This is a genomic window from Promicromonospora sp. NPDC090134 (assembly GCF_044746965.1).
Taxonomy (GTDB): Bacteria; Actinomycetota; Actinomycetes; order Actinomycetales; family Cellulomonadaceae; genus Promicromonospora.
In genome coordinates this window covers 682,611-707,734 of record NZ_JBIVCZ010000002.1, presented here as the reverse complement: position 1 = coordinate 707,734, position 25,124 = coordinate 682,611, and the positions used below count along the sequence as shown (strand labels likewise).

Here is a 25,124-nt window from a genome sequence, read left to right as displayed (position 1 = left end):
TAACGTGCTATGTGGCGCTCGTGGGGCCGCTGGATCGGCCTGGACGGTACGATCGTCCCCGGCTTGAGCGCCCAGCTCGCCGACCCCGAGAAAGGTATATGGATGAACGTTCGAGGCCGGAGCCTGCGCCGTCGCGCACTTCGCAAAATCGCCAGGACGGCTGATCGCTGGGCCGGCACCAGCGCGCCGCAACCCAAGAAGTCCGCCGAGGCAGCTGCGAAGGCACCGTCCTCGGGGTCGTCGGTCAAGCCGACGGTCAACGAGAAGGCCGCCGCGCGCCTGCGCGGCTCGTACCGCCAGATGACCGAGGTCGTCCTCGGCGTCGAGCCCGGCAGCCTGCCCGAGGAGGAGGTGCGGGCGAAGCGCCAGTACGTCCACGCCGCCAAGCGCCTGGCCGCCGACGCGGAGCTCACGCGCAGCCTGCGGTCCGGCGTCCCGCTGACCGACGCCGTGGTCAAGCTGATCCGCGGCCGGTTCACGCGCAAGCTGAACGCCGAGGTCCTCGTGGGCGCCCGCGCGCTGTGCCACTCGCTGCACAGCCAGCCCGAGACCCGCGTCGCCGGCGCGCTCGGTGGGGCGCTCGTCGCCCGCCACGCCGGGACCTACGACCTCGCCTGGGACCTGTTCACCGAGGTGCCGCGGGACGTCGTGGCCCGGAACGCGCCCGTCGAGTTCCTCCGCACCGCCGCCCAGGTGGGCCAGCTCGGTGTCGTGGACGAGGTCGTCAAGTGGATCGACCAGGGCGTGGTGCACGGCGCCAAGCCCCTGTACAACATGGCGTCCATCTTCTTCGCCGTGAAGGAGTACACGGCCGCGTCCCGCGCGATCGACGCGGCCCGCGAGGCCACCGACGCCGACGAGGCGCTGACCCGGCGCATCGAGCTGCTGGCGGACTTCACGGCGCGCGCGATCACGCCGCAGACCGCCACGGTCCCGCAGGGGCGCGTGTCGTTCGGCGTCATCGACTACAAGCAGCCGGACGAGGGCACGACGTCGTCCAACGTGGGCGACTACGTCCAGACCATCGCGAGCCTCGGCCACCTGGTCCGCCACGCGAACCTGCGCCTGCACGGCGACGACGAGCTCGTCGAGGTGGTCTCCGAGCTCCAGGGCCGGGTGCGCCCCGAGCTGCAGATCGACGGCCCGGGTGCCGACGTCCAGCTCATGACCCTCAACCGTGACTCGTCGAGCTACGACGCCGTCCCGGAGAACACGTGGGCCATCGCCTTCGGCTGGTACATGCAGGACATCTTCGGGCTGGCCTACGACTTCCCGTTCAACCCGAACGTGAACCCGCTGTTCATCTCGTTCCACGTGAACCGCCCGAACATGCTCACGCCCGAGGCGATCGAGTACCTCAAGGCGCACGGCCCGATCGGCTGCCGCGACTGGAACACGGTCTACCTGCTGCTCGCCCGCGGCGTGCCGGCCTTCTTCTCGGGCTGCCTCACCACGACGATCAGCACGGTGTTCCCGGACGCCGCCGCGCCGGTCCCGGTCGGCGGCCCCACCGCCTACGTGGACACCCCGGCGCCGACGGACGACGCCATCCAGATCACGCAGATGCACGAGGACGTCCGCTGGACGTCGATGGGCCCGAACGTCCGCGAGGCGCTGGGGCTCCTGGAGAGCTACCGCTCGGAGTTCGGCCAGGTCGTCACCTCGCGCCTGCACTGCTACCTGCCGTCGTGGTCGATCGGCGCGAACGTGCAGTTCACCCCGAAGAACCGCGCCGACGTGCGGTTCGCCGGCCTGCTCGACGCCGACGAGAACGACCTGAACGAGATGCGCGAGCGCATCCGTCGCCTGCTCGCGCCGGCGATGGCCCTCGTGCTCCAGGGCGCGTCGCGCGAGGAGGTCTACGCCGAGTGGCGCAAGACCGTCGCGCCCGAGGTCGCCCTGGCGGAGCAGCGGTTCGCCGCCCCGACCACGCGGCTCACGGCGTCCTTCGACGTCGACGAGGCGTGCCGGACGGCGCGGGCGTCGCGCGTGCTGACGCCGGCCACCGCGCCGCGCACCGGTGAGGTCGTCAACGTGGCGGTCGCGCTGGACGGCAACCTCAAGCAGGAGATGGAGATCGTCATCGGCGGTCTGGTCCAGCACTCGGACCGCCCGCTGCACGTCGTCGCCCTCACGCGTGACCACACCACGGAGGACCACGACCGGCTCGCCGGCCTGTTCCCCGAGGTCAGCTTCGAGTGGATCGCGTGCGACGACATCGACTACGGGCCGGTGCTCGGCATGCTCAAGCACATCACGGTCTCCACGATGGACCGCCTGCTGCTGCCGGAGCTGCTCCCGGACCTCGACCGCGTGGTCTACCACGACATCGACGCGCTGACCGTCAAGGACATCGCGACGCTGCACGACGTCGACCTCGGCGGCTCCCCGCTGGCCGCCCGCCCGTCCGTCGGGCACGGCGTGCGCAGCGGCCTCGGCAACATCCTGAAGCAGGGCCGCCGCCTGTCGGAGGAGCCCGTGGTCGCCAACGAGTTCTTCCGCGCGATGTACCAGCGGCACCCGAACGACTTCGACGGCTTCAACGCGGGCATCCTGCTCATGGACCTCGCGCAGATGCGGTCGGAGGGCTTCACCGCCGACTACGTGGCGTACGTGGAGACCTACGGTCTCAACGACCAGGAGATCCTGAACTGCTACGCCGGTTCCCGGTACCGCAAGATCGCGCCGGCCTGGAACAACTGGCCCACGCAGGAGACGGTGACCGACCCGAGCATCGTCCACTGGGCGGGCTGGCTCAAGCCCTGGAACCAGGAGCTGTACGTCAAGTACCGCGAGCTCTGGGACAAGGGCAGCGCGTTCGTCGAGTCGCGGCGCGCGGCGGCCTGACCCGATGAACCGGGGCCCGGACGAGGCACCGCACCGCGAGGTGCGGCACCCCGTCCGGGCCCTTCGCGTTCCCGGCGGCGGCATCGACCTGCCGACGGCGAAGCGCCGGGCACGCGATCTCGTGGCGGCGGGGGCGCCCGCGCACGAGGTGGACGACGCCTACGGCCAGGTGCTGCTCATCGATCCGACGAGCGCCCAGGCCTGGGCCGAGTGGCGGGACGCGCCCCGCGGCGCCGACGACGTGCCGCTCCCCGAACGGCTCTCCGCGCTCCAGGCGGGCTCGGCGCGACCGCTCCCCGTGGTGCTCCTCGCCCTGCTCGGCGGGCCGACGGCGGACCCGGCGCGGCACGACCACGCCGCGCACCTCGCGGCGTTCCTCGAGACCGACGACGCCGCCGCGTGCGCCCGCGTCTGGGCGGCCTACTCCGCCCTCCGCCCGTTGCCCGAGGCTGACGCCGCGCGCGTCGGTGCGCTGCAGCCCGCCGTGATCAAGCTCTACTTCGCCGCCATGCGGCCCCGGGTGCTGACGTTCGAGGAGGCGGCCGAGGCCGGGGAGCCGCTGTCCGCCGACGCGGTCGCGTGGTGGCAGGACGAGTTCCTCAGCCCGGACGTCCCGCAGGCGGACGACCGGGAGTTCGTCACGCCGGCCCAGCGGCGGATCCACGAGGCCGCGGACCCGTACCTGGGCCATCAGTCGCGCGCGGTGCGTGACCGGCGGCTGGTGCTCCGCGACCCGGTGACCGGCGTTGAGTGCGCGCCGTTCGACGCGGTGGTGACGGTCGGCAAGGCCGTCTACTCGTTCGGTGACGCCGAGCACGCCATGCTCGTGAGCGTCCTGGCGGGGTTCAAGGCCGCCTACCTGTTCCTCCCCGCCCGGGGGCTGGTGCTGAACCTCGGCGCGTTCACGGGGGCGGTGCTCGCGCCGCGCAAGATCACCAACCTGTCGGCCGACCTGCTCCGCCGGGTCGTGGCCCGGCGCGACCAGTACGCCCGCGCGGTCGCCACCCGGCCGGACCCGCGCGCGCGGCGTCGGGTGGTGCTCCAGATGACCGTCGCGGAGAACTTCGCGCACCACGTCTGGAACTTCTACCCCGGCGTCGAGCGACTGATCGACCACGGGCTGGCCGGTAACGTGGCCGAGGTGCGCACGGCGGGGTCCGGGTTCTTCGGGGCCTTCGAGGAGCTGTTCCCGGAGTTCTCGGCGGCGCGCGTCGTGGACGAGCCGCGCCGGCTGCTGCGCGACCCCTACCCCTTCTCCCACGAGCACCTGGTGCTCTCGGTCGGCGGGTACTTCATCCGGCGCTCGCTCGTGGACCGGATCCGGCGGCGGATGGTCCAGGCCGAGCCGACGCCCGGGTACCCGCAGCCGCCCCCGGCCAGGGACGGGCCGGTGGTCTGGATCGGGCTGCGCGTGCGCAGCCGCGCGTGGGCGGACCAGGAGCGCGAGGCCGCCCGGTTCGTCGACGCGCTGCACCGGCGCTACCCGCGGGCGCTGGTGCTCCTGGACGGCTACTCGTACCCGGTCGGCACCGACCTCGTCTCGGACCGGTGGCGTGCCAGCATCGAGGAGCTGCACGCGGTGGCGCGCGCGATCCGGGGCGACGTGCGGCGCCCGGACCAGGTGGTCGACCTGGTCGGCAGCACGCTGCGGGAGGCCGTGCTGTGGGCCGAGGCCACCGACGTGTACGTCGCGCCGAACGGCACCAGCCAGCACAAGGTGGGCTGGTTCAGCGACGCCCCGGGCGTGGTCTACGCGCCGCCGAGCCTGGGCGACGTGCTACCGGAGCTGCGGCCGGGCGCGCGCGAGGCCGAGGGGCGGCCGGTGCCCGTGACACTGCTGGGCGAGCCCGTGGGTGAGGGCGAACGCCGTCGGCACGACGACGCCCGCCCCCACCTGGACAACCTCCGGATCGACCGGCGTCAGCTGCTGGCGACGGTGTGCGAGCTGCTCGACTCGCGGCTCGCCACCTGGCCGAGCAGGTCCCGCCAGGCGTCCCTGTACCGGCGCGGCGAGAAGCTCGTGGTGACGCGCTTCGCCTCCCGGCCGAGCCGGCGGGCCAGCCGGTCGTCCTGGAGCACCTGAACCAGGCGGTCGGCCAGCGCCGGCACGTCGTCCCGGGCCACCAGGAACCCGTTCTCGCCGTCCCGGATCACCTCGGCCGGGCCGTAGTTGCAGTCGTACGCCACGAAGGGCGTGCCGACCGACATGGCCTCGGTGAGGGTCAGCGGCAGCCCCTCGTGGAAGGACGTCATGGCCGCGACCCGGGCGCCGGCGAACGCGTGCAGGGCCTGCGACGTCGCGCCGTGGAACCGCACGGTGGTGCCGAGGTCCAGGCCGAGCTCGGTGGTGAGCTTCTTGAGCGACTCCTCCTCCACGCCGTGCCCGTACACGTCGAGGTGCGCGCCCGGGACCCGCTCGTGCACCAGCACGAACGCCCGCAGCAGGTGGTCGAGCTGCTTCTGCGGCGCGAGCCGGCCGACGAACACGACGGAGTCGCTGTCCCGCCGCACGCCGCGGACCCTGGGCTTGGGTGCGGCGTGCCGCAGCACGTGCAGCGGCAGCCCCGGGTACCGCTGGAGGAGGTCGGTGCGCTGCCGTTCGGTGAGGCAGACCATGGCGTCCACGTTGGTCGTGTCCGAGAAGAAGCCGGCCCAGTGCGGCTTGGTGGGCGCCGCGGCGTCGTAGGGCGCCGCGAGGTGCGAGTTGTGCAGCACCGACACGCCCCGCAGGTGCGGGTGGCGCATGAGGCGCAGGCTGCGCTGCCACACGTTCTCGCCGTCGGCGAAGACCACCAGGTGCTCCGCGGAGGCGAAGGTGGTGTCGAGCCAGCGGGCGATCGCCCCCGCGTAGTCCCCGACCTCCTCCTCCCGCAGGCGCAGGTGCGCCTCGCCCGTGCCGACGTGCCCGTCGACCTCGGCCTCCAGCCAGACGGCGCGCCCGTCGACCACGAGCTCGCGCCGGCGGCCGCCGCCCTTCGGGAGGTGGTCGATCGCGATGAGCTCGCCGTGCGCGAACGCCCACAGCGACTCCCGCGAGCCGTCCTCGCGCAGCACGATGAGCTGGCGCGTGACCTCGGTGCCCTGGTCGAGCAGCTCGATGGTGCGCAGCTTGTCGTCCACCAGCGTGCGCACCTGGAGCACGTCGCTCACGGTCCGCCGACGGCGCTTCACGCCCGGCCCGTCGGCGATGCGGGGCACCGTGACGGGCTCCACCTCGCGGGCGCGCGCCCGGTCGACGGCGTCGGGCCCGTCGCGCCACAGGACGAGCAGATGCACGTCGGGGCGCAGGAGGCCGTGCTCACGGACCCAGTCGCCGTCGTCGTCCAGCAGGCCCGTCACCACGAGCGTGGTGCGGTACCCGAGGCCGGCGTAGAGGTTGGCGCGGGCCAGGACGGCGCGGGTGCCACCCGCGATGCGCTGGCCGAGCGAACGGACGAACAGGACGACGTCGGTGTCCCCGGGGCGGGGAGCCCGGGTCATGAGCGCAGGCTCCAGCGCCACGCGTCGGCGTTGTGCCGTCCGGAGCGTCCGCCGAAGTTCTTGGCGGTCGCGGCACCGTTCCCGCGCAGCACCCGCGAGTGGTTGGTCCACTCGTCGAGCGGCGCGGCGTCGTCGGGCTCCGTGCCGGCCGCCGCGACCGCGGCGAGGCCCGCGACCAGGGCCGCCACCTCGACGTCGTCGGGCTCACCGCGGACCACCCGGACCTCGGGGCTCACTCGTCGTCCTCCTCGTAGAAACCGAAGCCGGGGGCCTCGCCGCGCGAGGCGGCCCACTCGGCGATGTCGTAGCCGCCCTCGGTGAGCTGCGTGGCGACGGACTCGCCGGCGGCGTCGAGCAGGTCGATCACGCCGTCCAGCGAGGCGTCGCCGCCCCGCGCGCCCACGACGAAGCCGAGGTAGAACGACTCGCCCTCCTCCGGCGCGTCGGACTCGAGGATCTCGTCCTCCTCGCCCTCGTGCTCCGGCTCCCACACGGACGAGGTGAGGTCGGGGTGCATGCCCAGCGCGCCGTGCAGCACGTCGAACAGGGCGGCGTTCAGGTGCCCCACCTTCGACTCGAGGGCCAGCACGCGCGGGTCCTCGTCGGCCTCGGCGGCGCCGAACTCGGCGCGTACGCCCACGGCGGTCCCCACGTAGTCGTGCAGCGCGGCCGCCAGGGCGTCGACGGCGCGGTGCATCGGCTCCGTGTCGACGCGGCCCATCGGCGCCGGGCCGTGGGTGGCGTCTTCGTGGCTCATGCGGTCTCCTCCAGGTCTGGACCGGCTCGACATCCCGCTCAGAGCGGGATGTTGCCGTGCTTCTTCGGAGGAAGCGTAGATCGCTTGGTGCGCAGCGCGCGCAGGGCACGCACGACCTGCACCCGGGTCTCGGACGGGCGGATGACCGCGTCGACGTAGCCGCGCTCGGCCGCGTCCCACGGGTTGACGATGGCGTCCTCGTACTCGGCGGTCAGCCGGGCCCGCTCCGCCTCGACATCGCCGCCCGCCTCCTGGACCGTCTTCAGCGCGCCGCGCTGCAGGATGTTCACCGCGCCGCTCGCGCCCATGACGGCGATCTGGGCGGTCGGCCACGCCAGGTTGACGTCGGCGCCGAGCTGCTTGGAGCCCATCACGATGTACGCGCCGCCGTACGCCTTGCGGGTGATGATCGTGACCAGCGGCACCGTGGCCTCGGCGTACGCATAGATCAGCTTGGCGCCGCGGCGGATGATGCCCTGGTGCTCCTGCCCCACGCCGGGGAGGAAGCCCGGCACGTCCACGAACGTCAGCACGGGGATGTTGAACGCGTCGCAGGTGCGCACGAACCGCGCGGCCTTCTCGGCGGCGTCGATGTCGAGCGTGCCCGCCATGGACTGCGGCTGGTTGGCGATGATGCCGACCGACTGGCCCTCCACGTGCCCGAACCCGATCAGCACGTTCGTGGCGAACATCGGCTGGACCTCCAGGAACGACTCCGGGTCCAGCACCGCCTCGACGGCGTCGCGCATGTCGTACGGCTGGTTGTCGCTGTCGGGGATCAGCGTGTCGAGCGCCTCGTCCTCGGCCGTGACCTCCAGCACCGTCTCGTCCTCGGGCGGGAACGCCGGGGCGTCCGACAGGTTGTTCTGCGGCAGGTAGCTCACGAGGTGGCGCACGTAGTCGAGCGCGTCGTCCTCGTCGCTGCCCATGTAGTGCGCCACGCCCGACTTCGAGTTGTGCGTGCGGGCGCCGCCCAGCGTCTCGAAGTCGACGTCCTCGCCCGTCACGGTGCGGATCACGTCCGGGCCGGTGATGAACATGTTGGACGTCTGGTCGGCCATGACGATGAAGTCGGTCAGGGCGGGGGAGTACACCGCACCGCCCGCACTCGGGCCGAGGATCAGGGAGATCTGCGGGATCACGCCCGACGCCGCGACGTTGCGCCGGAACATCTCCGCGAACTGCGTCAGGGCCGCGACGCCCTCCTGGATGCGCGCGCCGCCGCCGTCGCTGATGCCGATCAGCGGCACGCCCGTGCGCAGTGCGAGGTCCTGCACCTTGGTGATCTTCTGGCCGTGCACCTCACCGAGGCTCCCGCCGAACACCGTGAAGTCCTGGGAGTAGATGCACACCTGGCGACCGTCGATCGTGCCGTAGCCGGTCACGACGCCGTCGCCCGCGATGCGCTTCTTGTCCAGGCCGAAGTTGCGGCTGCGGTGCTTGGCCAGCGCGTCCAGCTCCGTGAAGCTGCCCTCGTCGAGGAGCGCCTCGATGCGCTCGCGGGCGGTCTTCTTGCCGCGCTTGTGCTGCTTCTCCTGGGCCGTCTCCTCTGGCGTGTCGATGGCGGCTGCCCGGCGGGCGTCGAGGTCGTCGAGCTTGGCGCGCGTGCCGGCGAGGGTCGTCGTGGAGTCGTTCACATCTCCGAGCGTAGTTGTCGGATGCCTCCCGCTCGATGCGGGAGCGTCCAGCGGGTCGCGCCGCCGACTTGTGGGGTTCCTCCAAGGGCGGTCGCGCGGCCCAGGAGAGAGGATGAGGAGGTGCACCCCTCCCTGTACCTGGATCGGCTCACCGTCCCCGGGTTCGCCCGGGTCGAGGTGGTCGAGACCTCGCCCTCCACCAACGCCGAGCTCGTCGCCGCCGTCCGGGACGACCCGGCCGCCTGGCCCGCGCCGTCGGCCCTGGTCGCCGAGGAGCAGACCGCCGGCCGGGGGCGCGCCGGGCGGTCCTGGGAGACGCCGCCGCGCGCCGGCCTGACCGTCTCCGTGCTGCTCCGGCCCCGCGTCCCCGCGGAGAGCCTGGGCTGGCTCCCGCTGCTCGCGGGCCTCGCGGTGGTCCGCGCGGTGTCCGACGGCGGGGTCGCCGCCGCCGTGAAGTGGCCCAACGACGTGCTGCTGCCCGCCGTCGACACCGTCGCCGGGCTGGGCCCGTACCGCAAGGTCGCCGGGATCCTCGCCGAGGTGGTGCCGGAGGGGCCGGACACCGCCCGTGCCGTGCCGGGCGCAGCTCCCGCCGTTGTGCTCGGGATCGGCCTCAACGTGTCGCAGTCCGCCGAGGAGCTCCCCGTACCGACGGCGACGTCGCTGGCGCTCGCGGGCCATCCCCGGCCCGACCGCACCGACGTGCTGGTGCGGATGCTCGGCGAGGTGCACGCCGTCGTCCGGCGCTGGGAGGAGGCGGACGGCGACGTGGTCGCGGCCGGCCTGCTGGCGGAGTACACGGCCGTGTCCGCGACGCTGGGCACCCGCGTGCGGGCCGAGCTCGCCGGGGATGCCGGCGTGCTGGAGGGCGAGGCCGTGGGCCTCGACGGCACGGGCGCGCTGACGATCCGCACGGACGCGGGCGAGGAGCGCACGGTGACCGCGGGCGACGTCTGGCACCTGCGGTAACGCGGTCTCCCGTCCCGCGCGGCGGCGTCTCCCGCCGTGAGCGACGCCGGCGACCGGCCCGGGTGAACTCGTGCGCGGCGCCGGGTGAACTCGACGGCAGCCCCTGCCGCCGAGCCCCTGACCTGCGGTAATCTCCGCCACAAGCGACGACGGGCAGCACGGGCGGGTGACGGTCAGGAGACGCCATGGAGGCAGGTCGAGCCACGGTCGGGGTGGCCAAGGGAATCGTGTGCGCCGCGGCGGTGGTCGCGGTCTATCTGATCAGCACGGTCCGGCTGGACCGGGGCATCGTCCAGACGGAGGGGACGCCGACGGCGGGCCTCATCGCGGCGGGGATCTCCTGGCTGCTGGTGGTCTGGGTGCTCCTCTACCGGGACGACGGCGTCCCGGGCGTGCGACTGGGCCTGTGGAACGTCGTGACCGTGGTCGGGATGCTCCTGGTGCTCACGGGGATCCCCCTCGTGCTGACGCTCTGGAACTGAGCTCTCCGGAGCCCTGACCGGGGTGTGCCCCGCTGATGCATGCGGTTGCATGTGGTGTGCCCGCCTACAGTGGTGACGTGCTCCACAACTCCGAGACGTCCTCCACGAACCACGAGACCCCCGGCGCCGACACCGCGGCCAGGCTCGACGAGACGCTGCTGGGCGGCGCGCGCCGCTACACCCTGTCGCAGGTCGTGGAGCTCACCGGGCTCGACAAGCAGTTCGTGACCCGCTACTGGCGCTGGATCGGCCTCCCCGTCACGCATCCCACCGAGACCTGGTTCACCGACGCCGACGTCGAGGCGCTCAAGGACGCGGCCGGGCTGTTCGACGTGGAGCAGATGGACGAGCGCGCCCAGATGACCTTCATCCGGTCGGTCGGTCATACGGCTGACCGGCTGGCGCTGTGGCAGGTCGAGGCGCTCGTGGAGCACCTCGTGCGGCGATACGACCTGGACGAGACCTCGGCACGCCTGCTCGCCCTGGACCGGCTCCCGGAGATGACGGAGATGCTGCAGGGGCAGCTCGAGCACGCGTGGCGGCGTCAGCTCGCGGCGCTCACCGGGCGCATGGCCATCGAGTTCGCCGGCGCGCGGGGCGAGGAGCGCAACGACACCCACCAGCTACCGCTGCTGCGGGCGGTCGGGTTCGCCGACATCGTCTCGTTCACCAAGCGCACGGCCGGGCTCGGCTCGGAGGAGCTGGCGGAGTTCGTGCAGCGGTTCGAGGCCGGGGCCCGCGACATCATCGTCAACGCGGGCGGCCGCGTGGTGAAGACCATCGGCGACGCCGTCCTGTTCGTGACCGACGACGTGGTCACCGGGGCGGAGGTGGCCCTGGGCCTGGCCGAGACCTCCGGGGCGCAGCTCGGCACCGCCGCGCCGGGCGACCCCGAGATCCCGGTGCGCGTCGGGTTCGTCTGGGGTCGGGTGCTGTCCCGGTTCGGCGACATCTTCGGCCCCACGGTCAACCTCGCCTCCCGGCTGACGGAGCAGTCCGACCCGTCGACCGTTCTGGTCGACAAGGAGACCGCCGCGCTGCTCGCCACGAGCTCGCGCTACGCGCTCACCGCGCAGCCCGAGCGCGACGTCCCGGGCATCGGTCCGCTGGCGCCGGTGCGGCTGCAGAGGGCGTACCGGGGCTGACGCGGGTCAGCCGGTTCGGCCGCCCTTCATCCGCTGCAGCGCCCGCATCGCGCCGGGCAGCAGCCGCAGCTGCTCGCGGCGCTCGGCCGCGAACGTGCGCCGGTCGCCCGACGACCAGTGCCGGTCGAAGAGCCGCTTGGCCGCCGCCACGGCCTCGGGCCGCCGCTCCGCGATGCGGGCGGCGAGCGCGAACGCCTCGTCCAGGGGCGTGTCGGTCACGGTGCCGGCCAGGCCGAGCCGCCCGGCGTCGGCCCCCGTGAACTCCTCGGCGGTGAAGGTGAGGCGTTTCGCCGTCTCGATGCCCACGAGCTGCGTCAGCGCGCGGATCCCGGACATGTCGGGGATCAGGCCGCGCTCGACCTCCTTGACGGACCAGCGGGCGTCGGGCGTGGTCAGGCGCAGGTCGGCGGCGAGGGCGATCTGCACGCCCGCCCCGATGACGTGCCCGTGCACGGCCGCGATCACCGGTACCGGCAGGCGCCGCCAGGCCCAGCAGGCCTCTTGGAACAGGTTGGTGCCGCGCGGCGTCGGCACGAAGGCCCGGGCGACCGCCGCCGGGTTCCGCGCCGCCGAGCCGAGGTCGAGCCCCGCGCAGAACGAGCGGCCGTTGCCGGAGACGACGACCGCACGCAGCCCGGGTTCGCGCCCCAGGCGGCGTGCGGTGGCCCTCAGCTCGCCCAGCATGCCCAGCGACAGCGCGTTGAGCTTGTCGGGCCGGTCGAGGCGGACGTCGGCGATCCCGTCCGAGAGGGTGCAGGAGACACCGCTCCCGGACGGGATGCCCGTCGTGCTGCTGGCGTTCATGGGCCGCAGCCTACGGTTTGGTGCGCGACCTCCGCGCTAGTTCACGACCTCCGTGTCGACGCCCTCGTACGGCGGCACCGTCACGGTGCGCTTGCCGGGCTTGCCGCCCAGCACGACGGTCCGGTAGCTGACGTTGTTGTCCGTCGTCAGCTCGTGCAGGGCGCCGTTCGGGTTCACGGTGATCTTGATCTGGTAGGTCCCGTTCTTGACGCCCGTCAGGTTGAACGCCTGCGTCTGGGTCTGGTTGTAGGTGTCGCCCCAGCCGACGGGCAGGACCTCGCGCAGCCAGAGCGCGGACCGGTCGCCGCAGGTGCTGTCGAGGCCGGTCGCCTCCGGCCGCCAGGTCGCGCCGGGCACCGACAGGTCGACGGCGTTGGTGGGCGCGAGGCACCACGACTGCTTGCCGCTCGTGGTCACCAGGGAGCCGTCGGGCTTGACCAGCTCGTAGCTCGCGAAGTCCAGGAAGTGCCAGTGGTCGTGCTCGGGGGCGGCGTGGTACTTCATCTTGCCGGTCTTGGTGCTGCCCACCTCCTTGCCGTCCCGGTAGAAGAACTGGTAGGCGTCCATGACCTCCGCGGCGCCCTTGCGGTAGCCCTCGACCACCAGGGGCGCCGGGCCGGCGTTCCACTCGTTCGCGTTGAAGGTGAGCCGGTCGGTGCCGGAGGCCCGCTCGATGCCGATCTGCCACGCCGGCAGGGAGAGGAGGTCGGGGAGCGTGTCCTCGGCGGGGGCCTTGTTCGACGGCTTCGACCCCGGCTGGCCGAGCGCGGGGTGGTCGCCGCCGTGCTCCTGGCTCCCGCCCTGGAGGGTGAAGAGGTTCGCGCGGTGCGAGGAACCGGCGCCGTCGCCGGCGCCGTGGGTCCCGTGGGCGCCGCTGGCCAGTGCCCGCACCTGGTCGGCGTGGGTGGACGCGGCGTCGCCCTCGGCCAGCGTGCTGAAGCCCTCGGCGGGCGCCCCGAGGAGCGCGTCGCCGACCTCGCCGCAGTCCACGACGCTGCACTCGTCGATCACCTTGACGCGCTGGGACACCGAGCGGCCCCCGGCGGGGAGGCCCAGGAAGTCCGCGACGGGGTCGCTGATGGTCACGGTCATCCGGAGGTTCTTGCGCGTGGTCTTCAGCTCGAAGTACGTGTCCAGCTTGGTCGCCCAGCCCTGCTCGATCCCGGAGACGGTGGACTTGGTGAACCAGTCGCCGCCGCAGAACATGGGGTAGATCGGCTCGGTGTTGCCGGTCGGCTCGACGCGCTGGCGTTCCATGCCGCTGAGGCACAGGCTGCGCGACTTCTTGACCAGCACCTTGCCCGTCGAGTCCGTGACCTGGACCGTGAGCCCCTTCTTGAAGCCGCCCAGCCCGTCGACGATCGCGGCGGGGGCCTTCGTGGTGGTGCGCTCGTCGCCGCGGATCACCGTCTTGGTGAGCGTCGCGCGGGCGGAGGGCTTGGCCTTCTTGGCCCAGAACTCGTAGCCCTCGCCGTAGGCGGCCATCCAGACGCCCGAGTCGAAGTACACCCAGCCGTCGTAGTTGTAGGCCTCGACGGTGCTCGCCGCCGGAGCGAAGCGCAGCCCGCGCTGCGCGGCGGTGGGCGCGGCGTCCGCCGGTGCGGTCGCGATCGGCGCGGTTGACGCGGTGGCGTCGGTCGCGCCGCCCTCGCCGAGCAGCCCGAGGGCCAGCACGACGGCGACGCCCATGGTGAGCAGGCGCGGCGACGGGCGGGACAAGCGTGGTGCGGTCATGGATCCCCCAGATCGGTGAGGACAGAAACCTGTCACCGCTAGGGACGCACGAGACGGCCACTTCGTTGGCGGGCGCGCCGAATTCACCCGGTGAATTGTCCGGGCAGGTCAGACGGCGCGCAGCGCGCCCGGCCGGCGCCCGGCGAGCCGGTCCAGCGCGTCCGACGTCGCCGCGTCCGCGGGCAGGTAGGCCACGAGGCGCTGGCCGTCGGCGTCGGGCAGGGCCAGGGTCTCGACATCGAGCCGCAGGTCGCCCGCCTCCGGGTGCCGCATCCGCTCGGCGCCGGTGCGGTAGCGGGCGGTGAGCGGCGCCCTGAACCGGTCGCTGAACGCGGCGCCGGCCAGGACTGCCAGCGCCTCGGCGAGCTCCGCGACGTGGGGGTCGCCCGGCAGCGACTCCATCCGGAGGGCGGCGACCTGCCGGTCGGCCACGTGCTCCCAGTCCGGGTAGGCCGCGCGGGCGCGGGGCTCGGTCAGGACGAACCGGAGCAGGTTGGGACGGTCGTCGTCGAACAGGCCGAACGGGCCGAGCAGCGAGCGGTAGCCGCTCGTGGCGGCCAGCACGTCGCCCAGCCGGTTGAGCAGCACCGCGGGCGACGGCTCCAGCCGGTCCAGGAACGCGCGGACGGGCGGCCGCACCGACGCCGCGGGCGGGTCGACGGCGCAGGCACCGCCCGTGCCCTTGGTGGCGCGGAGCAGCAGGAAGCGCTCGTCCGCCGGCAGCCGCAGCGCGTCGGCCAGCGCGCCCAGGATCTCCGGCGACGGGTGCCTGTCGCGCCCCTGCTCCAGGCGCGTCAGGTACTCGACGCTCACCTCGGCCAGCGTGGCGAGCTCCGACCGGCGCAGCCCGGGGGTCCGGCGCCGGGCGCCGCGCGGCAGGCCCACTTCCTCCGGGGAGAGGGCCTCGCGGTGGGCGCGCAGGAGGGTGCCGAGCTCGCTGGTCATGCACCCCAGCGTAGGGCGGCCGCACGCGCGGAGGGTGGCCCGCTCGGGGCCAGTCTCGGGGCGGTCTGGTTGCCCGGTCCCGCCGCGAGCACGGTGGGGCCATGGACATCGGACTTCAGGAACGGACAGTCATCGTGACCGGCGCCTCGGGCGGCGTCGGCAGGCACATCGCCACCGCCTTCGCGGCGGAGGGGGCGAACGTCGTGCTCACCTACCGCAGTGGACGCGACGAGGCGCAGAAGGTGGCCGACGAGATCGGTGACCGGGCCCTCGTCGTGCGGTATGACCAGGCGGACCCGGGTGCGGCCGAGGCGCTCGTCGCGGCCGCCGTCGAGGCGACCGGGCGGGTGGACGTGCTCGTCAACAACGCGGTGGCCTGGGGCGACATGGTCCCGTTCGACACCGTGCCCGACGAGGAGTGGACCGCGCTGGTCCGGGGCAACGTCGAGGGCGCCATCCGGCTGACCCGGGCTGTGACTCCGCTGATGCGGGCGGCGGGCTGGGGCCGGCTGGTGCACCTCTCGTCCTCGCTCGTGACCGACGGCGTGGCCGGGGGCGAGTACTACACCGCCGCCAAGGCGGCGCTGCACGGCTTCAGCCGGTCGGTCGCGTTCTCGCTCGGTCGCGACGGCGACCTGCTCTCCAACGTGGCGCTGCTGGGGCTGACCAGGACGGCGACCAACACCCACGTCGTCGAGCAGGTGGGCAAGATCTACGAGGAGCGGTCGCCGCTGGGGCGGCTGATCGACGCCGCCGAGGTGGCCTCGGCTGTCGTCTGGCTCGGATCCGGGGCGAACACCGCGGTGAACGGCCAGGTCATCGGGGTGACGGGCGGCGCATAGACCGGCGTGTGACACGATGCGAGCGTGCTGAAAGTCGTTCTCTTCGATCTCGACGACACACTCGTGGACCAGGAGGGCGCCTCTCGGACGGCGCTCCTGGGCTGGCTCCCCGAGCTGGGTCTGGACCACGACGACCCCGAAGAGCTGGTCACGGCGTGGGGCGGCATCGCCGAGGAGGCCTACGGCCGGTACCAGCGGCGCGAGATCACCTTCCAGGAGCAGCGGCGCGTCCGCGTGCGCGAGTTCCTGGGGGCGGACGCCACCGACGACGAGGCCGACGAGCTGTTCTCCGGCTACCTGTCGCGCTACGAGCAGGCCTGGACGGCGTTCGACGACGCCGTCCCGGCCCTGCGCCGCGTGCGGGACGCCGGCCTCGTCGTCGCGCTGCTCACCAACGGCGACAGCGCCCACCAGCGCCTCAAGCTCGACCGCACGGGGCTGGCCGCGCACCTCGACGTCGTCGTCGCCTCGGACGACCTGCCCGCGGGCAAGCCGGACCCGCGCGCCTACGTGGCGACGTGCGAGGTGCTCGGAGTGGCGCCGGGCGACGTGCTGATGGTGGGCAACGACGTCGAGAAGGACTACCAGGGTCCGCTCGACGCCGGGCTCGGCGCGGTGCTGCTGGACCGTGCCGACCGGTACCCGGAGGTCGCGGACCGGATCCGGAGCCTGGACGAGGTGCCGCCGGCCGGCTAGCCCGGGTCACCCTGTAACGCTGGTCCGGCGTCCGGACATGACTCTCTCGTCAGTGTTCCCTCATCGAGAGGCCCCAGGATGCCGGTTCCAGAACCTCCGCCACCAGCCGACCGCGAGGCCCGGTTCAACGCGCTCTTCGAGTCCACCCACCGTGCGCTGCTCGCTTACGCCGTACGCCGTGTGACTGAGCCGGCCGACGCCGCCGACGTCGTGGCCGAGAGCTTTCTCGTCGCCTGGCGACGCATCGACGACGTCCCGGACGGAACCGACGCCCGGCCCTGGATGTTCGGCGTGGCGCGCCGGGTGCTGGCCAACGCACGCCGCGGCCACCACCGCCGGCTCGCGCTCGCGGACCGGTTGCGCACCCACCTCACCCACCTCACCGACGTCGTGGACGCACCGTCCGGCCCGGGGAGCGACGTCGAGCACGCCCTCGCCCGGCTCTCCGACGACGACCAGGAGCTGCTGCGCCTGGTCGCGTGGGAGGAGCTCGCTCGCGACGAGATCGCGCTGGTCCTCGGCATCTCGCGTGCCGCGGTGCGGGTCCGGCTGCACCGCGCCCGCCGTCGGCTTGCCGACCAGCTGGCGCAACAGGCCTCGGGTGCCCGGGAGGACCTGAAACGTTCGGCCGCGGGCGGACAGGTGATGGGCAGGTGGGCACGAGCCCACCACGGGATCGAGGAGGCGTGATGACGGACGCGATGAAGCAGCTCAAGGCTGCGGACCCGGTGCGCCGGGTCGACCTCGGCGCCGTGGAGCCGGCGGCGTTCGCCGCCCTGCGCGAGGAGATCACCATGACAGGAACCGAGCTCGACGACGCCTCGGCTGCGCGTGCGGCGGACGAGGCAGGCCCGACCCGGACACGCCGGCGAAGGATCGGACGCCGGGGGGCGATCGCTGTCGGCCTGGCCGCCGTGCTCGCCGGAGGCGGGGTCGCTTACGCGGCGATCCAGGCGTTCGTCGCCCAGGACACGGCGGGCCTGACGTGCATGGCCACCTGGAACGACAGCGCTCTCGAAGGGCAGCACATCGATGCCGGCGGGCCCTGGCTCACGGGCGACGCCGTCGCTGACTGCACCACGCTGCTGGCCGAGGAGGGCCTGCCGCCCGTCGAGAATCCCGTCGTGTTCGAGCACGACGGCTGGGTCTTCGTGACCCCGGCCGACCAGGCACCCGACTGGATCGAGCCGATCGACACCGACGGCGGGCCGGCCGTGGACAAGAAGGTCATCGAGCTGCAGCAGAGTGTCGGTGACCGGGTCGACGGCGGGAACGGCACCTGCCGGACCGTCGACGAGGCCGTTGTCTGGGCGCAGTCCGAGCTCGACCGGCTCGGGCTGGAGGGCTGGACCATCGAGACGGCTGTCGTGGACGAGCCGGACCGGACGTGCTCGGATGTGTCGGCGGAAGCGACCGGGAAGGTGGTGGTCGCCTCTGCCGTCGATCCGGACCAGACCTATGGTGTGCCGGAGCTCGACCCGATCGTCGCCGCGCTCCGCGATGCTGTCGCCGAGGAGTGCCTGACGACGGAGCAGCTGGGGGCGATCGTCGACGAGGAGCTCGGGTCGCTCGAGCACCACTGGCCGACGACCACCGTCCGGGACGACGCGGCCGAGTGCGCCCGGGTGGACTTCGTCGTCGGTGGCAGCGTGCAGGTCACGGTGTACGGGCCGGTGGCCGCCGGCTGAGCCGACGGTTGACATGGTCGGAGACCATGGCGGGAGACCAGGGTGCGCCGCATCGGCCTCGGCCGGTGCGGCGCACCTGTGTCCCGGCGGGGCCGGTCAGAGTCGCACCGGTTCCGGCGCAGGGCCCCGGGGCTCCCGGTCGGCGGTCTTCAGAGGACCGTGAGCCTGGATCTCCTCAACGATGACGGCCTCGAGCTCCTCAGGGTCGGGGAGGGCGGCCTGCTCTGCCGGCGTCAGGCCCTCGTAGAGCGCCACCGCCACGGGCGACGCGGTGCTCGCGAGCGCGTAGTCGAGCGTCGCGTCGTTGCGCTCGGTGCACAGCAGGATCCCGACCGTCTTCGCGTGCAGCTCCGGGTCCCGGACCTCACCGTCGATCATCGCCACGTACGTGCCGATCTGGCCCATGTGGGCCGGCTGGAACTTGCCCACCTTCAGCTCGACCACGACGTAGCGCAGCTGGGTCACGTGGAAGAAGAGCAGGTCGACGAAGAACTCGTCGCCGCCCACCTCGATCCGGAACTGCCGTCCGACGAAAGCCATGTCCCGGCCGAGCTCCAGCAGGGTGGCCTGGATGCGGTCCATGAGCGCGCGCTCGCGGTCCCGTTCCGCGACGTGCTCGTGCGGGTCGAGGTGCTCGAAGACGTAGGAGTCCTTCACCGCCTGCTGGGCGAGGTCGGAGTCGGCGGCGTCGAGCGTCGCCGCGAAGTTCGACGGCGCGAGTCCGAGACGGCTCTTGAGGTTCACCTTGATCTCGAACTCGAGGCTCGCCCGGGACCAGCCGTTCTCCACCGCCTTGGCGGCGTACCAGGTGCGGTCTGGGGCGGCGGCGAGGCGTTCGATCAGGACGACGACATGGCCCCACGGCAATTGGCCAACAGCTTGCTGGCCAATTGCGTCGGGGCTGGGCCAAGCCTCCGCGAACCGTCGCATGTTCTTGATGTTCGAGCGCGACCAACCCCGCTGACCAGGGAACTCACGCCGCGGGTCCGCCGAGATCTGGTCCACGACCTTCGCGCCCCAGCCCGCCTCCCGCTGGCGGTCGAGGATGTCCCGGCCCACGGACCAGTACAGGCGCAGAACCTCGGTGTTGGCCGCGCGGACGGCGCGGAACTGGGTGGTGCGGACCCGTCGTTTCAGGTCCGTGATGAACTCCCTGTAGCCGTCGGGCGCGGGGAAGTTGCTGGTGTCGATAGTCACGAGCATCAGCGTGTAGAGGAATCGCGACATCCGCCAGTCGAGTTGCGTATACGCAACGAAACCGAGTCAACCGGCAGGCAGTTTCCCGCGGTTCGGCCGGTTTGTCAGACCCGGACCGGCTCCGGGTCCCTCGGTTCCGGGTCTTCCTCGATCAGCGACGGCCCGTCGTTCTGGACGGAGCCGACGGCGTCGCCGACCGGCAGCGTGGTCAGCGGTGCGTTGTCGAGCTTCAGCAGTTTGGACGCGTCGCCGACCGCCGGGTCGAGCCACTGGTCCCAGGCGCCGGCCGGCAGCACGAACGGCATGCGGTCGTGGATCGGGGCCATGCTCTCCGACGCCGGCCGGGTGATCACCGTGGTGGAGACCAGCCAGCGGTCGGGGTCGGTCTCGCTCGCCGCCGGGTTGCGCCAGAACTCGTAGAGCCCCGCGAAGGCCGCGACACCCTGTTCGGCCGGGTGGATCCAGTAGGGCTGCTTGGGGATCTTCTTCGAGCCCGTCGCGGGCAGCGCCAGCTTGCGCCACTCGTAGTAGCCGTCGGCCAGCACGATGCAGCGCCGCACCTTGAAGGGTTTGGCGAACGCCGGCTTGTCCAGCAGCGACTCGGAACGCGCGTTGATCATGCGCGCGCCGCCGCTCGGGTCCTTGGACCAGGACGGCACGAGCCCCCAGCGGGCGAGCCGCACGGAGCGCGTCACCTCGTCGGAGCCCTTGGCCGCCCGCTCGACGACGATCCGCACGGGGTCGGTCGGTGCCACGTTCCAGGACGGCGGCAGCAGCCGCGCGTCCTCGGCGATCTCGGCGATCGCGAGCTCGTCGGCGAGGTCCTGGGTCTGGGTGAAGGAGGCGAAGCGTCCGCACATGGGACCAGCATGCCCCCAGCCACTGACACTCGCGGGAGGTCGTCTCCCGGTGGTGAACTCCTGGCGAACGCGTGACCGGAGAGCGAGATCACTCTTCTCATCGTCGTATCGATTCGATAGCATCGTGCGCATGCCAACCTCTGCGCCGTCGGGCGTCTCCCCAGTCGTGCCCGCGCGTCGAGTGTCCTCCCGGTCCACCGTCAAGTGGGTCCTCATGCTCGGGGCCCTGTCGGCCCTGCCCGCCTTCACCGTCGACATGTACCTGCCCGCGCTGCCGCAGGTGGCCCTGGACCTCAACTCCACCGAGGCGTTGGCCCAGCTCACGGTGTCCTGCATGCTCATCGGCGGTGGTGTGGGCCAGCTCGTCATCGGCCCGCTCTCCGACCGGTTCGGCCGGCGCACGCCGCTGCTCATCGGCCTGGCGCTGCACGTCGTCATCTCGCTGCTGTGCGTCGTGGTCACGAGCATGCCGCTGCTGATCGTCCTCCGGCTCGCGCAGGGCTTCTTCAACGCGGCCGCCGGCGTGGCCTCGGTCGCCGTGGTGCGCGACCGGTTCGTCGGCGCCGAGGCAGCCCGCATCCTCTCCCGCCTCATGCTCGTCATCGGCGTGGCGCCGATGTTCGCGCCCACGCTCGGCACCTTCGTGCTGGCGCACGGCACGTGGCGCTGGGTGTTCGCGGTGCTCGCCGTGATGGGCGCCGTGCTCGCGCTCGTGGTGCTCCGCCTCATGCCGGAGACCCACCCGCCGGTCAAGCGGCTCACCGGTGGCCTCCGCACCGTCGCGGGCGGCTACGGCCGCCTGCTGAAGGACAAGCACTTCCTGGCGCTCGCCGTGATCCCCGGCCTGGGCTTCGGCGTGCTCATGAGCTATGTGGTGGGCTCGCCCATCATCTTCCAGCAGGAGTTCGGGCTCAGCGAGGGGCAGTTCGCCCTGCTGTTCGCCGTCAACGGCGTGGGGCTCGTCCTGTCCGCCCAGGTCAACGCGGCGCTGGTGCGCAAGGTCGCGCCGGTCCGGCTGCTCCGGTTCGGCGTGGTCGCCCAGGCGGTGCTCGTCGTCGTGCTCCTCGTCGTGGTCCTGACCGGCGCGGGCGGGCTGATCGGCCTGCTCGTGGCCCTGTGGTGCGTCCTCGCGTTCCAGGGCCTCGTCCCGGCCAACGCGTCGGCGATGGCGCTGTCGCGGCACGGCGAGATCGCCGGCACGGCGGCGGCCATGATCGGCGCGATCCAGTCCCTGGTCGCCGGCACGGTGAGCTCGCTCGGTGGGTTCCTCGGCGGGGACGCCACGGCCATGGCCCTGGTGATGCTTGCGGCGGTGACGCTCGCGATCGGCGTCCTGGCGATCGCCACCCCCGCGTTCCGGCGTGGCGGCTGGCACATGCCGGTCTGAGTCCTGCCGGAGCGTTGCGGCCCGGTCGGACGCTGGGTCCCGCCCGAGAGTTCACCGGGAGGTAGCGCCGGATTCACCGGGATTTGGGGTGCGCCCACTTGGCTCGCCCCCATGAGCACACCCCTGCGTACCCGCGCCACGCGCGTGGTGGCCGCCGCGGCGGCGGCATCGTTGCTGCTGCCGGCGGTCTCCGCCGTCGCCGGCCCTCGCCCTGGCCCCGCGTCCGAGCACCACGGCGGGACTCACCTCGCCGCGTCCCTGGCGGGCCGCGCCACGCTGTCCGCCGACTACCTGGCCGACGGCCCGCCGTCGGGCGCCGCCGCGAGCCCGGGCAACGGGCGCCAGGGACCCTGGGACGGCCAGGTGATCCCCGGCTTCTCCGCGATGGTCGACAACCACGACGGCACCTTCTGGGCCCAGCCCGACAACGGGTTCGGCGCCAAGGGCAACTCCGCCGACTTCCTGCTGCGCAACTACCTGGTGCGCCCCCAGTGGGACACGGGGCGACGCGGCTCGGGCGACATCGAGGTGCTCGACTTCATCGAGTACAACGACCGCAACGACGTGCTCGACTTCGACATCGTCAACGAGGACACCGACGAGCGGCTGCTGACGGGCGCCGACTTCGACATCGAGTCCCTGGTGCGCGCCGCCGACGGCACGCTGTGGGTGGGTGAGGAGTTCGGCCCGTTCCTGCTCCACTTCGACGCCGACGGCACCCTGCTGGAGGCCCCGTACGCGTTCCCCGACGGCAAGTCGCCCGGCAACCCGTACCTGGAGCCCGGCGAGACGCCCAACGTGGGCAGCAGCCGCGGCTTCGAGGCCATGGCGGGCATCGGCCGCTACCTCTACCCGGTGGTCGAGGGCGCGCTGGCGAACGACGCCGACCCGCGCCGCCGCTGGATCTACCAGTTCGACACCCGCCGCGGCGAGTACACGGGCAAGCGCTGGGCCTACCAGACCGACCAGCCCGCCGACGTCATCGGTGACGCCTACGCGACCGGCCGCGACTCGATGCTGCTCATCGAGCGCGACGACTTCGAGGGCGACCAAGCGGTCACCAAGCGTGTCTACGAGATCGACCTGAGCACGAAGGACCGCGACGGGTTCGTGCGCAAGGAGCTCGTGGTGGACGCCCTGCGGATCGACAACCCGCGCGGCATCGACGCGGGCGAGGGCTACGGCCTGGGCGAGACGTTCGCGCTGCCCGTGCAGTCCTTCGAGACCGTCCTGTTCGTCGACAAGGACACGCTCCTGATCGGCAACGACAACAACTACCCGGGCAACGACGCGCGTATCACCGGCACCCCGGACGACACCGAGATGGCCCTGGTGGACCTGCGCACGAAGCGCGTCACGGACGACGGCGTCACCGTCGTCGGGCACCGCGGGGCCTCCGGCTACCGGCCGGAGCACACGCTCGCCGCCTACGAGACCGCCATCAACCAGTGCGCCGACTACATCGAGCCCGACGTGGTCTCCACGAAGGACGGCGTGCTCGTCGCCCGGCACGAGAACGAGATCAGCGGCACCACCGACGTCGCGGCCCACCCCGAGTTCGCCGCACGCCGCACCACCAAGACCATCGACGGCACCCGGATCACCGGCTGGTTCACCGAGGACTTCACGCTCGCCGAGCTGCGCACCCTGCGCGCCAAGGAGCGCCTGCCGCAGGTCCGGCCGCAGAACACGGCCTTCGACGGGCTCTACCTGATCCCGACGCTCGACGAGGTGCTCGACCTGGCCCGCAACAGCCGCACCTGCGACGGCGCGCCCGTCGGCGTCTACCCGGAGACCAAGCACCCCACCTACTTCGACTCGGTGGGCCTGTCCCTGGAGGAGCCGCTGGTGGCCGAGCTGCGCCGCAACGGGTTCGACGACGAGGACGCACCGGTGATCGTGCAGTCCTTCGAGGTCGGCAACCTGAAGGAGCTCGACGAGCTCACCGACGTGCCCCTCGGCCAGCTCGTCAGCAGCAGCGGCGCACCCTACGACCTGGTGGCCGACGGCGACCCGCGCACCTACGCGGACCTCGTCACCCGGCAGGGGCTCCGCGAGATCGCGACCTACGCCGACGGGATCGGCGCCGAGAAGAACGTGCTGATCCCGCGCAAGGCTGACAGCACGCTCGCCGCGCCGAGCAGCGTGATCCGCGACGCCCACCACGCGGGCCTCGAGGTGCACACCTGGACCTTCCGGCGGGAGAACCAGTTCCTGCCGGCGGAGTTCCGCTCCTCGGCCGACCCGAACGGGATCGGCGACCTCGTCGGCGAGATCCGCGTCTTCCTGGACGCCGGTCTGGACGGGTTCTTCTCGGACAACCCGGACCTCGGTGCCGCCGCGGTCAGGTGATCTCCGGGTGACTTAACAGGCCCCGTGCCGGGGTACGTGCTTATGCTCCGCATGTGCCCCGGCACCTCCGTCACCAGCGCAGTCATCGCGTCGCGCGCACCGCGGCGCTCGTCGTCGTCGGCGCGCTCGCCCTCGTGGTCGCCGGCGGCGCGGCCGCCTATCTCGACTTCAAGCAGCAGATCGGCGTCAGCGACGTCTCGGGTCTCGTCAAGGGGCCGACGCCGTCCGTGGACCCCGACGACCCGTTCACCGGGAACAGCCTCAACATCCTCGTGCTGGGGACCGACCTCCGCGGCGGCGAGAACACCGAGATCGCCGGGGCGGGCGACGGCGGCATGCGGTCGGACACCACGATGCTGGTGCACATCTCCGGCGACCGGTCCCGCATCGAGGTGGTCTCGATCCCGCGCGACTCGCTGGTCGACATCCCGTCGTGCGAGCTGCCCGACGGCAGCGAGTCCGGCGCGACCTACGGCATGTTCAACAGCGCGTTCACGATCGGCGGCGGCGCGGAGGAGGACCTCACCCATGCGGCCGCCTGCACGATCTCGGCAGTGCAGACCCTCACGAACGTCCCGATCACCAACCACATGGTGGTGAAGATGGACGGCGTGGTCGACGTCGTCGAGGCCCTCGGCGGGGTCCGCATGTGCCTGCCCGAGCCGCTCGTCCAGAACCCGGCGTACGGCCGCTTCGAGCTGCCCGCCGGCGAGCAGACCCTCGACGGCCGCCAGGCGATCGGGTTCCTCCGGGCACGGCACGGCACCGGCCTGGGTCTGGAGCAGGGCAGCGACCTGACCCGCATCGACCGCCAGCAGGCGTTCGTCGACGCGCTGGTGCGCCAGATCCTGGACCAGAACATCGTGACCAACTCGCCCAAGCTGTACCGGACCGTCCAGGCCGTCCTGCGCGCCATGTCGGCCGACCCTGGCCTGGCCGACCCCGCGGCGCTCGCGGGCCTGGCGTTCAGCATCCGGGACATCGACCCGGCCGAGATCGTGTTCACGGAGCTGCCGGTGGTGGCCGCACCGACGGACCCCAACCGGGTGGTCTGGACCGAGGACGCCACGGCGATCTGGGAGCGCCTCGCGGCGGACGAGCCGCCGCCCGGCCACGAGAGCGCGGCGCCCGTGTCCGGCGGGGCGTCGGACGGCGCCTCGGACGAGCCCACCACCGAGGCGACGGACGACGGCGGTGCGACCGCGCCGTCGGACACCTCCAGCCCGTCCCCCTCGCCCTCGCTGCTGCCGGGCGTCTGTGCGGACTGAACCGCGGGCCGGACCCCCGACGCGGCCTGGACGC

At 72.5% G+C, this 25,124-nt stretch carries 20 protein-coding genes; 11 read left to right on the top strand and 9 right to left on the bottom strand.

The window, feature by feature from the left end; translation table 11 throughout:
- Nucleotides 1-102 precede the first annotated feature (102 nt).
- Nucleotides 103-2,847, top strand: a complete 2,745-nt coding sequence (locus ACIPN7_RS09540) for a glycosyltransferase family 8 protein (RefSeq protein ID WP_400540355.1) — start codon at nucleotides 103-105, stop codon at nucleotides 2,845-2,847.
- A 1,920-nt stretch (nucleotides 2,848-4,767) separates the two neighbouring features.
- On the opposite strand, the gene ACIPN7_RS09535 is transcribed toward ACIPN7_RS09540, so the two are convergent.
- From ACIPN7_RS09535 to ACIPN7_RS09520, 4 genes are read right to left on the bottom strand one after another with little or no spacing between them, the layout of a single operon-like run.
- Nucleotides 4,768-6,327, bottom strand: a complete 1,560-nt coding sequence (locus ACIPN7_RS09535; protein ID WP_400540353.1) for a glycosyltransferase — start codon at nucleotides 6,325-6,327, stop codon at nucleotides 4,768-4,770.
- Nucleotides 6,324-6,563 (bottom strand): acyl-CoA carboxylase epsilon subunit, encoded by a 240-nt coding sequence (locus tag ACIPN7_RS09530; protein WP_377227914.1) that lies wholly within the window; start codon nucleotides 6,561-6,563, stop codon nucleotides 6,324-6,326. Before ACIPN7_RS09530 ends, ACIPN7_RS09535 begins: the two co-directional genes overlap by 4 nt.
- Nucleotides 6,560-7,084 carry a hypothetical protein gene (locus ACIPN7_RS09525; RefSeq protein WP_285102813.1) on the bottom strand — a complete coding sequence of 175 codons (525 nt, stop codon included), beginning with the start codon at nucleotides 7,082-7,084 and terminating at the stop codon, nucleotides 6,560-6,562. The genes ACIPN7_RS09530 and ACIPN7_RS09525 overlap by 4 nt, the downstream gene beginning before the upstream one ends.
- Nucleotides 7,085-7,122: 38 nt before the next feature.
- Nucleotides 7,123-8,721, bottom strand: coding sequence for an acyl-CoA carboxylase subunit beta (locus ACIPN7_RS09520; RefSeq protein WP_400540350.1), 1,599 nt, complete (start codon nucleotides 8,719-8,721; stop codon nucleotides 7,123-7,125).
- A 120-nt stretch (nucleotides 8,722-8,841) separates the two neighbouring features.
- Between ACIPN7_RS09520 and ACIPN7_RS09515 the strand changes: the two genes are divergently transcribed.
- From ACIPN7_RS09515 to ACIPN7_RS09505, 3 genes are all read left to right on the top strand, one after another.
- Entirely contained in the window at nucleotides 8,842-9,690 is an 849-nt protein-coding gene (locus tag ACIPN7_RS09515; RefSeq protein WP_400540348.1) for a biotin--[acetyl-CoA-carboxylase] ligase, read from the top strand.
- A gap of 185 nt (nucleotides 9,691-9,875) precedes the next feature.
- A complete protein-coding gene (locus ACIPN7_RS09510) occupies nucleotides 9,876-10,172 on the top strand; it encodes a hypothetical protein (protein ID WP_400540346.1) in 297 nt (98 codons plus the stop codon).
- Nucleotides 10,173-10,249: 77 nt separating this feature from the next.
- Entirely contained in the window at nucleotides 10,250-11,317 is a 1,068-nt protein-coding gene (locus tag ACIPN7_RS09505) for an adenylate/guanylate cyclase domain-containing protein (protein ID WP_400540344.1), read from the top strand.
- A gap of 6 nt (nucleotides 11,318-11,323) precedes the next feature.
- Here the strand turns inward: ACIPN7_RS09505 and ACIPN7_RS09500 are convergent, their stop codons facing one another.
- From ACIPN7_RS09500 to ACIPN7_RS09490, 3 genes are all read right to left on the bottom strand, one after another.
- The gene (locus tag ACIPN7_RS09500) at nucleotides 11,324-12,121 is read right to left on the bottom strand and encodes a crotonase/enoyl-CoA hydratase family protein (protein WP_400540342.1); all 798 of its coding nucleotides are present in this window, start codon (nucleotides 12,119-12,121) and stop codon (nucleotides 11,324-11,326) included.
- 36 nt (nucleotides 12,122-12,157) lie between these two features.
- Complete coding sequence (locus ACIPN7_RS09495; protein ID WP_400540340.1) at nucleotides 12,158-13,855, bottom strand: lysyl oxidase family protein; 1,698 nt, start codon at nucleotides 13,853-13,855, stop codon at nucleotides 12,158-12,160.
- A gap of 108 nt (nucleotides 13,856-13,963) precedes the next feature.
- Complete coding sequence (locus ACIPN7_RS09490; RefSeq protein WP_400540338.1) at nucleotides 13,964-14,800, bottom strand: helix-turn-helix domain-containing protein; 837 nt, start codon at nucleotides 14,798-14,800, stop codon at nucleotides 13,964-13,966.
- Between the two features lie 101 nt (nucleotides 14,801-14,901).
- Between ACIPN7_RS09490 and ACIPN7_RS09485 the strand changes: the two genes are divergently transcribed.
- The 4 genes from ACIPN7_RS09485 to ACIPN7_RS09470 all read left to right on the top strand — a co-directional run bounded on the left by ACIPN7_RS09485 (nucleotide 14,902) and on the right by ACIPN7_RS09470 (nucleotide 18,026).
- Nucleotides 14,902-15,642, top strand: coding sequence for an SDR family NAD(P)-dependent oxidoreductase (locus ACIPN7_RS09485; RefSeq protein ID WP_400540336.1), 741 nt, complete (start codon nucleotides 14,902-14,904; stop codon nucleotides 15,640-15,642).
- A gap of 24 nt (nucleotides 15,643-15,666) precedes the next feature.
- Nucleotides 15,667-16,338, top strand: coding sequence for an HAD family hydrolase (locus tag ACIPN7_RS09480; protein WP_400540334.1), 672 nt, complete (start codon nucleotides 15,667-15,669; stop codon nucleotides 16,336-16,338).
- A 78-nt stretch (nucleotides 16,339-16,416) separates the two neighbouring features.
- Nucleotides 16,417-17,028 (top strand): RNA polymerase sigma factor, encoded by a 612-nt coding sequence (locus ACIPN7_RS09475; protein ID WP_400540332.1) that lies wholly within the window; start codon nucleotides 16,417-16,419, stop codon nucleotides 17,026-17,028.
- Nucleotides 17,028-18,026 carry a hypothetical protein gene (locus ACIPN7_RS09470; RefSeq protein WP_400540331.1) on the top strand — a complete coding sequence of 333 codons (999 nt, stop codon included), beginning with the start codon at nucleotides 17,028-17,030 and terminating at the stop codon, nucleotides 18,024-18,026. The genes ACIPN7_RS09475 and ACIPN7_RS09470 overlap by 1 nt, the downstream gene beginning before the upstream one ends.
- Before the next feature lie 96 nt (nucleotides 18,027-18,122).
- Here the strand turns inward: ACIPN7_RS09470 and ACIPN7_RS09465 are convergent, their stop codons facing one another.
- Nucleotides 18,123-19,229, bottom strand: coding sequence for a YhcG family protein (locus tag ACIPN7_RS09465; protein ID WP_400540434.1), 1,107 nt, complete (start codon nucleotides 19,227-19,229; stop codon nucleotides 18,123-18,125).
- A gap of 98 nt (nucleotides 19,230-19,327) precedes the next feature.
- Nucleotides 19,328-20,083, bottom strand: a complete 756-nt coding sequence (locus tag ACIPN7_RS09460) for an SOS response-associated peptidase (protein ID WP_400540329.1) — start codon at nucleotides 20,081-20,083, stop codon at nucleotides 19,328-19,330.
- A 130-nt stretch (nucleotides 20,084-20,213) separates the two neighbouring features.
- Between ACIPN7_RS09460 and ACIPN7_RS09455 the strand changes: the two genes are divergently transcribed.
- The 3 genes from ACIPN7_RS09455 to ACIPN7_RS09445 all read left to right on the top strand — a co-directional run bounded on the left by ACIPN7_RS09455 (nucleotide 20,214) and on the right by ACIPN7_RS09445 (nucleotide 25,090).
- Nucleotides 20,214-21,470 (top strand): multidrug effflux MFS transporter, encoded by a 1,257-nt coding sequence (locus ACIPN7_RS09455; RefSeq protein WP_400540327.1) that lies wholly within the window; start codon nucleotides 20,214-20,216, stop codon nucleotides 21,468-21,470.
- A gap of 111 nt (nucleotides 21,471-21,581) precedes the next feature.
- Nucleotides 21,582-23,822, top strand: a complete 2,241-nt coding sequence (locus ACIPN7_RS09450; RefSeq protein ID WP_400540325.1) for an esterase-like activity of phytase family protein — start codon at nucleotides 21,582-21,584, stop codon at nucleotides 23,820-23,822.
- Between the two features lie 53 nt (nucleotides 23,823-23,875).
- Nucleotides 23,876-25,090, top strand: a complete 1,215-nt coding sequence (locus ACIPN7_RS09445; protein ID WP_400540323.1) for an LCP family protein — start codon at nucleotides 23,876-23,878, stop codon at nucleotides 25,088-25,090.
- Nucleotides 25,091-25,124 lie beyond the last annotated feature (34 nt).

Coding starts and splice junctions, on each gene's coding strand:
- ACIPN7_RS09500 (WP_400540342.1), bottom strand. CDS start 12,121: ATGAACGCCAGCAGCACGACGGGCATCCCGTCCGGGAGCGGTGTCTCC.
- ACIPN7_RS09525 (WP_285102813.1), bottom strand. CDS start 7,084: ATGAGCCACGAAGACGCCACCCACGGCCCGGCGCCGATGGGCCGCGTC.
- ACIPN7_RS09490 (WP_400540338.1), bottom strand. CDS start 14,800: ATGACCAGCGAGCTCGGCACCCTCCTGCGCGCCCACCGCGAGGCCCTC.
- ACIPN7_RS09535 (WP_400540353.1), bottom strand. CDS start 6,327: ATGACCCGGGCTCCCCGCCCCGGGGACACCGACGTCGTCCTGTTCGTC.
- ACIPN7_RS09465 (WP_400540434.1), bottom strand. CDS start 19,229: ATGCTCGTGACTATCGACACCAGCAACTTCCCCGCGCCCGACGGCTAC.
- ACIPN7_RS09455 (WP_400540327.1), top strand. CDS start 20,214: ATGCCAACCTCTGCGCCGTCGGGCGTCTCCCCAGTCGTGCCCGCGCGT.
- ACIPN7_RS09475 (WP_400540332.1), top strand. CDS start 16,417: ATGCCGGTTCCAGAACCTCCGCCACCAGCCGACCGCGAGGCCCGGTTC.
- ACIPN7_RS09470 (WP_400540331.1), top strand. CDS start 17,028: ATGACGGACGCGATGAAGCAGCTCAAGGCTGCGGACCCGGTGCGCCGG.
- ACIPN7_RS09495 (WP_400540340.1), bottom strand. CDS start 13,855: ATGACCGCACCACGCTTGTCCCGCCCGTCGCCGCGCCTGCTCACCATG.
- ACIPN7_RS09510 (WP_400540346.1), top strand. CDS start 9,876: ATGGAGGCAGGTCGAGCCACGGTCGGGGTGGCCAAGGGAATCGTGTGC.
- ACIPN7_RS09485 (WP_400540336.1), top strand. CDS start 14,902: ATGGACATCGGACTTCAGGAACGGACAGTCATCGTGACCGGCGCCTCG.
- ACIPN7_RS09450 (WP_400540325.1), top strand. CDS start 21,582: ATGAGCACACCCCTGCGTACCCGCGCCACGCGCGTGGTGGCCGCCGCG.
- ACIPN7_RS09460 (WP_400540329.1), bottom strand. CDS start 20,083: ATGTGCGGACGCTTCGCCTCCTTCACCCAGACCCAGGACCTCGCCGAC.
- ACIPN7_RS09540 (WP_400540355.1), top strand. CDS start 103: ATGAACGTTCGAGGCCGGAGCCTGCGCCGTCGCGCACTTCGCAAAATC.